At 72.8% G+C, this 10588-nt stretch carries 13 protein-coding genes; 8 read left to right on the forward strand and 5 right to left on the reverse strand.

Features of this window, described 5'->3' with window-relative positions:
- Window positions 1-56: 56 nt before the first annotated feature.
- Window positions 57-254 (forward strand): hypothetical protein, encoded by a 198-nt coding sequence (locus ABFX46_RS30415; protein ID WP_163060197.1) that lies wholly within the window; start codon window positions 57-59, stop codon window positions 252-254.
- Here ABFX46_RS30415 and ABFX46_RS30420 read toward each other — a convergent pair.
- On the reverse strand, window positions 241-1068 hold the full coding sequence (locus ABFX46_RS30420; protein ID WP_346047358.1) for an alpha/beta fold hydrolase: 828 nt from the start codon (window positions 1066-1068) through the stop codon (window positions 241-243). The genes ABFX46_RS30415 and ABFX46_RS30420 overlap by 14 nt on opposite strands.
- 84 nt (window positions 1069-1152) lie before the next feature.
- On the opposite strand from ABFX46_RS30420, the gene ABFX46_RS30425 reads away from it, so the two are divergent.
- From ABFX46_RS30425 to ABFX46_RS30435, 3 genes are read left to right on the forward strand one after another with little or no spacing between them, the layout of a single operon-like run.
- Window positions 1153-1800 (forward strand): GNAT family N-acetyltransferase, encoded by a 648-nt coding sequence (locus tag ABFX46_RS30425; protein WP_346047359.1) that lies wholly within the window; start codon window positions 1153-1155, stop codon window positions 1798-1800.
- Complete coding sequence (locus tag ABFX46_RS30430) at window positions 1800-2555, forward strand: class I SAM-dependent methyltransferase (RefSeq protein ID WP_346047360.1); 756 nt, start codon at window positions 1800-1802, stop codon at window positions 2553-2555. The genes ABFX46_RS30425 and ABFX46_RS30430 overlap by 1 nt, the downstream gene beginning before the upstream one ends.
- Before the next feature lie 44 nt (window positions 2556-2599).
- Window positions 2600-3142, forward strand: coding sequence for a YdeI/OmpD-associated family protein (locus ABFX46_RS30435; RefSeq protein WP_346047361.1), 543 nt, complete (start codon window positions 2600-2602; stop codon window positions 3140-3142).
- Window positions 3143-3305: 163 nt separating this feature from the next.
- On the opposite strand, the gene ABFX46_RS30440 is transcribed toward ABFX46_RS30435, so the two are convergent.
- Window positions 3306-3560 (reverse strand): GntR family transcriptional regulator, encoded by a 255-nt coding sequence (locus tag ABFX46_RS30440; RefSeq protein WP_346047362.1) that lies wholly within the window; start codon window positions 3558-3560, stop codon window positions 3306-3308.
- A gap of 175 nt (window positions 3561-3735) precedes the next feature.
- On the opposite strand from ABFX46_RS30440, the gene ABFX46_RS30445 reads away from it, so the two are divergent.
- On the forward strand, window positions 3736-4008 hold the full coding sequence (locus tag ABFX46_RS30445; RefSeq protein WP_346047363.1) for a hypothetical protein: 273 nt from the start codon (window positions 3736-3738) through the stop codon (window positions 4006-4008).
- Window positions 4009-4160: 152 nt separating this feature from the next.
- On the opposite strand, the gene ABFX46_RS30450 is transcribed toward ABFX46_RS30445, so the two are convergent.
- Window positions 4161-5579: an MDR family MFS transporter gene (locus ABFX46_RS30450; protein ID WP_346047364.1), complete on the reverse strand. Its 1419-nt coding sequence runs from the start codon at window positions 5577-5579 to the stop codon at window positions 4161-4163.
- 91 nt (window positions 5580-5670) lie between these two features.
- On the opposite strand from ABFX46_RS30450, the gene ABFX46_RS30455 reads away from it, so the two are divergent.
- From ABFX46_RS30455 to ABFX46_RS30465, 3 genes are all read left to right on the forward strand, one after another.
- The gene (locus tag ABFX46_RS30455; protein ID WP_346047365.1) at window positions 5671-6312 is read left to right on the forward strand and encodes a TetR/AcrR family transcriptional regulator; all 642 of its coding nucleotides are present in this window, start codon (window positions 5671-5673) and stop codon (window positions 6310-6312) included.
- Window positions 6313-6388: 76 nt separating this feature from the next.
- On the forward strand, window positions 6389-6757 hold the full coding sequence (locus ABFX46_RS30460; RefSeq protein ID WP_346047366.1) for a nuclear transport factor 2 family protein: 369 nt from the start codon (window positions 6389-6391) through the stop codon (window positions 6755-6757).
- 58 nt (window positions 6758-6815) lie between these two features.
- Window positions 6816-7163, forward strand: coding sequence for a DUF1330 domain-containing protein (locus ABFX46_RS30465; protein WP_346047367.1), 348 nt, complete (start codon window positions 6816-6818; stop codon window positions 7161-7163).
- A 4-nt stretch (window positions 7164-7167) separates the two neighbouring features.
- Here ABFX46_RS30465 and ABFX46_RS30470 read toward each other — a convergent pair whose 3' ends face one another.
- Window positions 7168-7509, reverse strand: a complete 342-nt coding sequence (locus ABFX46_RS30470; RefSeq protein WP_346047368.1) for an anti-sigma factor — start codon at window positions 7507-7509, stop codon at window positions 7168-7170.
- 10 nt (window positions 7510-7519) lie between these two features.
- On the reverse strand, window positions 7520-10255 hold the full coding sequence (locus tag ABFX46_RS30475; protein WP_346047369.1) for an AAA family ATPase: 2736 nt from the start codon (window positions 10253-10255) through the stop codon (window positions 7520-7522).
- Window positions 10256-10588: the final 333 nt, after the last annotated feature.

Raw genomic sequence — 10588 nt, forward strand, 5'->3', positions numbered from 1 at the left:
CTCCTGCGGCGTTGAGAAGGATGAAACCCTCTATCGACCAGGACGGATGTAGACCGATGGCCTTGCGACGACCGTCCTTCCTGCCGTCGCTGGACGACCTCGAGCGGCAGGCCGAGGCCCGCTCCACGCAGCGCGGCCGGCCCGGATCGCATTTCGATCATCCGACGGCGAAGAACGTCTTCATCGCCGTCCTGGTCATCACGGTCGTCGCGCACGTCGTCGGGGGGCTCATCTTCCTCATCATCGGTTTCTGAGGAAGCCCGCCACCGTCCGGACGAAGCGGTCGGGGTCGTCGAGCCACGGGTAGTGACCGGCCCCCGGCTGGACGACCAGTTCGGCATGCGCGAAGAGCCCGGCGATGTTGGCGGCCACGCGCGGGAGCGGCCCACCGTCCAACTCGCCCGCGAGGATCAAGGCGGGCGTATCGGCCGCGGCCACCGGCTCAAAGGCGCCACTGGACGCGTACAACTCGGCGGCCTCCTCATTCGTCTGCTCCACCTCGGAGGCGGCATGCTCGCGGGCGGCGTCGTCCCACCGTCCGTAGAAGAAGGGCGCGGCGGCATCCCAGTCAGCGTCGGTCGCCGTGCCCGCCAAGATGGCCTTGAAGGCGTCGAATCCGGCTTTGAACCACGGCTCACCTCGCCTCAGCTCGGCAGCCTCCAAGCGTTGCTCCACGGTGAAGTCGATCCCCAGCGCGCGAGCACGAGCCGTAACGAGAACAAGGCTCCGCACCCGCTGGGGAAACCTCGCCGCGTACATCAGAGCGATGTCCCCGCCCGCCGAATGCGCGAGGACGTCGGCACGCTCCAGCCCAAGGTGCTCCCGCAGCGCCTCGATGTCGGCGACCTGCCGGTCGCAGCGGTAGGTCGCCGGGTCGTCCGGCACGGCGGAACGGCCCGTCCCCCGCAGGTCCAGCAGGACGAGCCGGCGCGTCTCCGACAGCCCGCCGAGGTCACCGAGGTAGGACGAGGCGCGCATCGGCCCGCCCGGGATGCAGATCAGCGGCTCCCCCTCCCCCACGACGCGGTAGGCGAGTTCGGTCCCGTCAACGGCGGCGAACGAAGGCATGGGGGAATCCTCGCGGCCATGACACGCTCCCGGCAACGCGAAAACGGGATGCCAGGGCAGGGAGCGACACGGCAGTCTGAGGGAATGCCGACCGAACACTTTCCGCTGCTCGGGCTGCGGCTTCGGACCCCGCGCCTCGAGTTGCGGCTGCCGTCACCCGACGAACTCGGCGCTCTGGCGAACGTGGCGGCGCAAGGCGTCCACGCACCCGACACAATGCCCTTCATGGTCCCGTGGACGGACCGCCCGCCCGCCGAGATCGCCCGGGAAGTCGTCCAGCACCACTGGCTGACACTCGGCCAATGGACGCCGGACGACTGGCAACTGAACTTCACCGTGTTCCACGCCGGTGAAGTGGTCGGCCAGCAGGACCTTCGTGCCCGCGACCTCGCCGTCCTCCGCCAGGTGGGGACGGGTTCATGGCTCGGCCGGCGCCACCACGGGAAGGGCATCGGCACCGAGATGAGAGCCGCCGTCCTGCACTTGGCGTTCACCGGCCTCGGCGCCGACGAGGCCATTTCCCGTGCGTTCTCCGACAGCCATGCCTCGCTCGCGGTATCGCGCAAGCTCGGATACCGCGACAACGGCACCGCACGCCAGGTCGTCCGAGGCGCCATGACCGTCGAGCGCCGGATGCGCCTCACCCGCGCCGACTGGGAGAAGCACGCCACCACACCGGTCACCATCGAGGGTCTGGCCCCATGCCTACCCATGTTCGGATTGAGCACCTAATGGAACGCACCTTCGAGTCCCTGGTGGACGAGGCCGAATCCGCATCCGTCGACGGCTGGGACTTCTCCTGGCTGGACGGCCGCGCGACCGAGCAGCGCCCGTCCTGGGGCTACCAACGCCTGATGAGCGACCGGCTGGCGAAGGCCGACGCGGCGCTCGACATCGAGACCGGCGGCGGCGAAGTACTGGCGGGCGCCCCGGCATTCCCGCCCACCATGGCCGCCACCGAATCCTGGCCACCGAACCTCGCAAAAGCCACACGCCTGCTCCACCCCCGAGGCGTGGTCGTGGTAGCCGACACCGGCGGCGAACTCCCCTTCGCCTCCGAGGCGTTCGACCTGGTGGTCAGCCGGCACCCCGCAACCGTCCGCTGGACGGAGATCGCCCGCGTCCTGGCCCCCGGCGGGACCTACCTCGCCCAGCACGTCGGCCCCGCGAGCGTCTTCGAGCTGACGGAGTACTTCCTGGGCCCGCAGCCAGAAGCCCGCCGCCACCGCCACCCCGACCTGGAAAGCGCCGAAGCCCGCAAGGCCGGCCTCCAGATCACCGACCTCCGCCCAGAACGCCTGCGCATGGAGTTCCGCGACATAGGCGCGGTCATCTACTTCCTACGCAAAGTGGTCTGGATCGTCCCAGACTTCACCGTCGAGAAGTACCTCGCCCGCCTCCGCGCCCTACACGACCAGATCCAGCACGAGGGCCCCTTCCTAGCCCACTCGACCCGCACCCTGATCGAGGCCCGCAAACCGACCTGAGGCCATGCGACGCTTGCCTTGTTCACCGAACATTGGGGCCGTTGATGCTGCACTTCCAGGATGCCGCCGAGTGGGACGCGTGGCTGGCCGCGCACCATGACACCGAGGACGACGCCTGGCTGAAGATCGCCAAGAAGGGCGCGCCTGTCGCGTGCATCACCATCCGCGACGCGGGCGAGGTGGCGCTGTGCCACGGCTGGATCGACAGCCAGCGCAAGGGCCTCGACGAGCACTTCTACCTGCAGCGCTACTCGCGGCGCCGCAAGGGCAGGCCCTGGTCGCGGATCAACGTCGAGCGCGCGGAGGCGCTGATCGCCGCGGGCCGGATGCGTCCGTCCGGCATGGCGGAGATCGACGCCGCCCGCGCGGACGGCCGCTGGGCCGCCGCCTACGCCGGCCAGCGCGACGCCGCCATCCCACCCGACCTGGCCGCCGCCCTGTCCGCCCACCCAGAGGCCGCCGCCCGCTTCGAGGCCCTAGGCAAGACCGACCGCTACCTGCTCATCCTCCCGCTCCTGAAGGCCCACACCCCCACCACCCGCAAGGCCCGCCTAGACAAGGCAATAGCCACCCTCCTGACCCCCTGACCCACCCACCACGCGCCCGCGTCGCCGACGGGCGCTACGCCGTGACGTACACGCCGGACGTCGAGTTACTCACAAGGCGGCGCGTCTTCTTGCGGTTGCTCGCGTGTGAGGCACTGCTCGCCACGCCGGTCGTTCCGTACCAGGCACGGGCAGCCGTCGACAACTACGCGTTGCCGGCGGGCGGTACCGCGATGACGAAGGTGCCGCGTCCCCGCGTCGCGCGCGTAAGCCCTTCGCGCCGGAGGACGCGGACGGCCGCCTCCGCCGTCGTCTGCGACACCCGGAATTCATCTGCGATGTCCCGAACGCTTGGAATGCGGCGCCCGACAGGGTACGCCCCGGCCGCGATGCGCCCGCGAAGAACGCCCGCTACCTGCTCAAAGAGCGGTTCCGGCCCGTCAAGGTCGATCTCTCCCACGCAAGACACGCTATGACTGCACAGAACATGGCAGGACAGAGGATTGTTAGGGACAGCTAAAGACACTAAGGGACACTCGGGGTTACAGTAAGTAGTCCAAGGAGCACAGCAGCCCGCCCGGCGTTGCACCGCCGGACGGGCCTACGGAGACCGACTTCGAAGGAGTCGATGCCCGATGGACACCGAGCCTACGGCGCGCGCGTCGCGGCGGTGGGAAGCGTTGGAATTCAACGCGGACGGCAAACACTGGACGGCCCGCTTGGCGCTGCGGCTCTCGGCCCGAGAAGTTGCGGCGGGGCTGGAGTCGGCCGTGTACGGGCCGGACGCGGACGCGTGCGTCAGGGAGACCGTCCGGCAAGACCGGCTGTGGGCTGAGTTCCCGCTGCGGACGCAGGACCGCGACGCGGCGCGCAGGCGGCTGCATTACCTGGCGGGAGGCGCGCTATGACGCTGCTCGCCGCCCTGCTGGGCATGCCGGGCGTGGCCCTGCTGACGTGGACGGCCACGACATACGCCGCGTCCCGCCGATACGGCTACGTCGGCAAGCACCGCGCCACCTGCTAACGCCCCCGCGTGTACGGGTGGGTCTGACTGGCCAACTTAGGGACGAGGGTGGGCGGGTTGTCGGGTGGTGGGGGTTGGGGTCGGGTGGTCGTTGGTGATCCTGCTGGGGAGGGTTAGGGAGAGTAGGGCGGCCAGGGCGGCGAATGCCGTGGCCCACCAGAAGGACTGGTGGAAGGCGTCGGTCGGGTGGCCGGTGGCCATGACGTGCGCCAGGATCACTGCCAGCACTGCTGTGCCGAAGGAGCCGCCTATTTGTTGCGCTACGCGGATCAGGACGCTGGCGTGGGCTATCTGCTCGCGGTCCAGGCCGAGGTAGGCGACGGCCATGACGGGGACCGTTACGGCGCCCAGGCCGATGCCGCGTAGGAGCAGCCAGCCGGCGAGTGTCCAGGAGTTCGTGTGGGCGTCGGCGAAGGCGAAGGGGACGGTCGCGGCGCCGACGACGAGGAAGCCGACGACCGTGATGGGACGGGCGCCGAGGCGGTCGGTGAGGCTGCCGGCGAGGGAGCGGCTGAGGAGGGTGCCGATGCCCTGCGGGACGAGTGCGAGGCCGGCGTCCAGGGCCGTGGTGCCGCGTATCTGCTGGTAGAAGAGCGGCAGCAGCAGGACGGCGCCGTAGAGGGTGAAGCCGGAGAAGAAGAGGACGGTCGACGCCGACACCGTTGGGCGGTGGGCGAACAGGCGGACGTCCACCAGGGGTTCGGGGCGGCGCAGCGCGTAGGCGGCGAAGCCCGCGACCAGGCCAACGCCGATCAGCAGCGGGGTCAGGGCGCCGGGCTCCGCGAAGCCGTTGGTGGCCGCCTCGGAGAGGCCGAAGATCGTCGCGGCCATGCCGGGGGCGAGCAGCGCCAGCCCGGGGACGTCCAGGCGCGGACGGGCCGAGGGGTCGTCGCGGTCGAGGAACCGCGCGGCCAGCCAGATGCCGACGACGCAGAACGGGACGTTCACCCAGAACATCCACCGCCAGCCGAGGTGCGTGAGGATCAGGCCGCCCACCAGCGGGCCGAGGATCGGGCCGAGGAGGGCGGGCAGCGCGATGACCGCGGTCGTGCGGCCGAGCAGCCGGCCGCCCGCGGCCCGGACGACCAGGGTGGTCATCACCGACAGCATCAGTCCGCCGCCGATGCCCTGGACGACCCGCCCGGCGATCAGGGACGGGGCGTCCCAGGCGGCGCTGGAGGCGAGCGATCCGGCGAGGAACACCGCCAGGGAGAAGATCCACACCCGCTTGCCGCCGAACCGGGCCATCGCCCAGGTGCTCAGCGGGACGGTGATGCCGAGCGCGAGCAGGTAGGCGGTGGTGACCCACTGGATGGTGGCGACCGTGGTGTGCAGGTCGGCGGCCAGCGAGTGCAGCGCCACCCCGACGATCGTGGTGTCGAAGACGACCGCGAGGACTCCGGCGATCAGCACCCCGGCCGTTTTGAGCACTTTCGGGTCGAGACGTTCCCCCATGACGGACCTCGTTAAGAGTCATGAATGTATCTTATTGCCCACGGTAGGCTACCCAAGTAAGAAACACAAGTGACTCTTAACGGAGGACGTCGTGGCCGAGGAGCCGGGCCGGCGCCGGCGGGGCAAGGCCCTGGAGGACGCGCTGCTGCGCGCCGCGTGGGACGAACTGGTCGACGCCGGGTACGCCGCGCTGACGATGGAGCGCGTCGCCGTCCGGGCGGGGACCAGCCGCGCCGTCCTCTACCGGCGGTGGCCGGGCAAGACCGAGCTGGTGATCGCGGCCATCCGGCACCGCCGGGAGGCCGATCCCGTCGCCGTCCCGGACACCGGGAGCCTGCGCGGCGACCTCATCGCGCTGATGCGCTCGGCGACCCGCCGCCGCATCGAGCTCGCCACCATGGTCGGCGCGCAGCTCGGCGGCCTGTTCGCCGAGGCCGGGACCACGCCCGCCGAACTGCGCGACCAGGTCATCGGCGGCGGTTCGCTCTGGACGCGGGACGTCTACCGCCGCGCCGTCGAGCGCGGCGAGCTCGACCGCGACCGCGTCCCCGACCCGGTGCTCACGCTGCCGTTCGACCTGCTGCGCCACGACATGCTGATGACGTTCGAGCCCGTCCCGGACGAGCGCATCACCGCCATCGTGGACGAGCTGTTCCTCCCCCTCCTGGCGCACTACCAGGAGGGCTACGCGGTGGCGCCGCCGAGTACTGAAGGCGGCGGCGAAAGTACCTAAGCACGTCAGATTCCCCGTCGTCCCCGTCTCCGTAATTTGGTGCTCGCAAGGGAGAACGAGCACTGAGGAGAGACCCATGAGCGACATGAACGAGCTGGTCCAGCGCTACATCGCCGCGTGGAACGAGACCGACGGCGACGCGCGGCGGGCCGTCGTGGCGGAGGTCTTCGCCGAGGACGCGGAGTACATCGACCCGCTGGTCTCCGTCCAGGGACGGGACGGGCTCGACGCCACCATCGCGGCGGTCCAGGCGCAGTTCGGCGGGCTGGTGTTCAGCCTCGGCGGCGCCGTGGACGCCCACCACGACATCGCGCGGTTCACCTGGCACCTGGGGCCCGAGGGCGGCGAGCCGGTCGTCATCGGCTTCGACGTCGCGCGGATCGGCGCGGACGGGCGGATCGGCCAGGTGCTCGGCTTCCTCGACAAGGTGCCGGCCGGAGTCTGACCCACCCCGGGGCGGGCCGACCGGTCGGCCCGTCCCGTCCCGCCCGAAAGGAGCCGGAATGACCGCCTACGTCATCGCCCACTTGCAGGACGCCGCCCCGCATCCGGAGATCGCCGAGTACATCGAACGCCTCCCCTCGACCTTCGCGCCGCACGGCGGCCGCTACCTCGTGCACGCCACCGCGCACGAGGTGCTGGAGGGCGGCTGGCCCGGAGCCGTCGTGATGATCGGCTTCCCCGGGGCCGCCGAGGCGCGGGCCTGGTGGGACTCGCCCGCGTACCGGGAGATCGCGCCGCTGCGCTCGCGGCACATCGAGGGCGACATCATCCTCGTCGGCGGCGTCCCCGAGGGCTACGACCCGGCCCCCGCCGCGCGGGCCGTGCGGGAGGCCGCGGCGCGCGCCTGATCGGTCAGGCCGAGGTGTCGTAGTTGAACCCGAAGGCGCGCACACCGGTCTCCGTGCGGGGCCGGTGGCTCGTCTTCGGGCCGAACGCGACGTAGGTGCCCGGTCCGTGGGTGCGGTCGCCCTCGATGATCTCGCCGCTGACGACGAAGTACGCCTCGCCGTAGGTCTCGTGGACGTCGAGGTCCGGCCATTCCGCGCCCGGGGCGAGGTCGATCACCCACGTCCGGATGCCCGGCATGCCCGGGAGCGTCCGCACCAGGACGCCGGGCCCCAGCTCGACCGGCGGGACGCCCTCGACGTCCACGGGGAGCGTTTGCCCTGGTAGCACCTCGTCCGGCATGGTCATCGGGACAGTGTCACAGGCCCAGCCGGTCGGCACAATCCTTCAGCTCGCCCCGGGAGGCGACGCCGAGCTTGGGATACGCCTTGTAGAGGTGGTACCCGACCGTCCGGTGGCTGAGGAAGAGCTGGGCGGCGATGGCGCGGTTCGACAGGCCCTGCGCGGCGAGCCGGGCGATCTGCAGCTCCTGCGGGGTCAGGCCGGCGTCGCCGCCGGCGGAACGGGAGCCGCGGTCGCGGGCGCCGGTCGCGGTCAGCTCGGCGCGGGCGCGGTCGCCCCACGGGCGCATGCCGAGCCGGTCGAAGACCTCCAGGGCGTCGTTCAGCGGCCCGCGCGCCTCGGCCTTCCGCTGCGCCCTGCGCAGCCACTCGCCGTAGAGCAGCGCCGTCCTGGCGTACTCGAGCGCGCGGCGGTCCGGGTCGTGCAGTTCCAGGGCCGCGGCGTAGGACGCCTCGGCCCGGTCGTCGGCGGCGAGCAGCCCGCGGCAGCGCAGGACGAGCGCGTCGGCCCACGGCTGCCGGACCGACCCGGCCCACCGCTCGAAGCGCGCCAGCGGCTCGGCGGCGCGTTCCGGCGCCCCCACCCGGACGGCCGACTCGACCAGGTCGGGGACGGACCGCATCGCGCAGATGTGATGGCGCATCGGCTCGCGGGTGAGGCGCTCGAACCGGGCGAGGGCCGCCTCGGCGCGGCCGAGCCCGAGGTCCAGCAGGCCGAGCGACCAGTGCGCCCACGGCGCGCCGGGCGAGACGGCCCCGGCGGCGGCCCCGGCCAGGCCCTCCTCGGCGTTGCGCCGGCAGGACGCCTCCTCCCCCTCGGCCGCGTCGAGGTAGGCGAGGACGCTGCCGAACTGGCTGACCCACTGCCGCTGGCCGGTGTCGCGCGCGAGCCCGAGGGCCTCGGTCGCGGTGCCGAGCGCGTCGAGGTGCCGTCCGGTGAACACCTCGCTCTCGGCCACGAAGAACAGCACCGTCGGCAGCCGCCCGGCGCCGCCCCGGTCGCGGTGCTCGGCGGCGAGCGAGGCCGCGAGTTCGCCGGCGTCGGCGTCCTGGCCGAGGGCGAGCGCCGCCCCGCAGAGAAGCATCATGACCTGGTCGGGGACGCGGCCCCGCTGCCGCACCGCCGCAAGGGTGGCGGCCAGTGCCGGCGGACGGCCGGCGCGGTCCGGATCGAGCGGGACGAGATGGGCCCGCACCGGTGCGAGCGGGTCCGCGTCGTCCAGCGGCAGCGCGGCCAGCCGGTCCAGTGTCGCCGCGAGCTGCCGTTCCCCCAGGTACCAGGAGGTGTGGACCGCCTGGATCAGCAGCGCGGCGGCCTGCCCCGGATCGGTGCCGCGGACGAGGTCGGCGCCGTCGAGCAGCGACCGGTGGGCGGCCGGGTAGGCGCCCTGCCAGAAGTCCGCGAGCGCCCGGACCTGGGCGGTGCGCGCGTGCACCGCCGGGGCGTCCGGCAGCCGTCCGGCCGCCCGGTCGCCGAGGGCCCGGGCGCGCTCCAGGTCGCCCGCCTCCAGCGCCGCCTCGGCCGCGAGGGCCTCGCGGTGCGCCCTGGCGGCCGGTTCGGGGCTCAGCCGGGCGGCCCGCTCGTAGGCCGCCGCGGCCGCCTCGGGGCCGCCGCGCTCGCGGGCGCGGGCGGCGGTGCGCTCCAGCGCGGCCGCCGTCTCCTCGTCGGCCTCGGTGGCGGCGGCCGCCAGGTGCCAGGCCCGGCGGTCGGCGTGCTCCGGCGAGCCGAGCGCGGCGGCGAGCGCGCGGTGGACGGCGAGGCGCCGCCCCAGCGGCGCCCGCTGGTGGACGGCCGCACGGATCAGCGGGTGGCGGAAGCGGATCACGGTGCCGTCGGCGTCGCCGCGCACCACCAGGCCCGCCCGCTCGGCGGGGGCGAGGTCCTCCGCCGCCGCCCCCAGCGCGGCGGCGGCGCGCAGGATCACGGCGAGGTCGCCGGTCTCGTCGGCCGCCACCACCAGCAGCAGGTCCTGGCAGCGCTCCGGCATCCGGCTGACCTGGCCGTGGAAGGCCAGGTGCAGCCGGCCGGTGAGGGGGAGCGCCCCCGGCGCGAACGGGCCGCCGCCCTCGGCGGCCAGGGCGACCGGCAGTTCCAGCAGGGCCAGCGGGTTGCCGCCGGCGAGGGCGAGCAGGCGGTAGCGCACGGCGGGCGGGAGCGGATGCCGGTCGAGCAGCGCGGCCGCCGCCTCCGGCGCCAGCCCGGACAGCCGCAGCTCCGGCAGGCCGGAGGCGGGGAAGGGCTCCTCGGCGTCCCGGGCGGCGAAGAGCAGGGCCACGCCCTCGGCGTGCAGGCGCCGCGCGGCGAACAGCAGCGCGTCCCGCGACGCCCGGTCGAGCCACTGCGCGTCGTCGACGAGGCACAGCAGCCCCGTCCCGTCCGCGTGCTCGGCCAGCAGGGACAGCACCGCCAGCCCGACCAGCATCGGGTCGGACCCGGACGCGGGCCCGAGCCCGAACGCCGCCGCCAGCGCCGCGCGCTGCGGCTCGGGCAGCGCGTCGAGGGAACCGAGCGCCGGGCGCAGCAGCATTTGCAGCCCGGAGAACGGCAGCTCCGCCTCGGACTCGATCCCCGTCCCGCGGAGCTGCCGCATGTCCCCGGCCGCGGCGGCGGCGTGGTCCAGCAGCGCCGTCTTGCCGATGCCCGCCTCGCCGAGCAGCACCAGCGACGAGCTGGTGCCCGCGCGGGCCCTGGCCAGCAGGTCGGCGATCGCGTCCTGCTCGGGCTTCCGCCCGCGCAGCTCGTCCCCACCCATGGGGACAATCCTGGCATTCGTCTCAGGAGGGACGGGTCCGGCCCGGACGAGGTGGGTCCGGGCCGGAGCGGAGGGTGGATGACGGAGGTCGTCAGTAGACGTAGGGCCAGGCGGCGCTGTCCCAGCCGAGCAGGTTGATGCCCAGGTAGGGCGCGCCGCTGTCGGCGTAGTAGTGGTAGAAGAGGACGTCGCCGTCGACGTCACTGAGTGCGTGTTTGAGAAGTTGATCTCGGTCGGCGTGGCTGCGTGATCTTGTGTGCCGGTTCGTGCAGGGTGGCGCGATGTCTCGGCAGTCGTGTTACCCCTCGGACCTGACCGACGGTGAATGGGCGC

Source organism: Actinomadura chokoriensis (genome assembly GCF_039529475.1).
GTDB lineage: Bacteria > Actinomycetota > Actinomycetes > Streptosporangiales > Streptosporangiaceae > Spirillospora > Spirillospora bangladeshensis.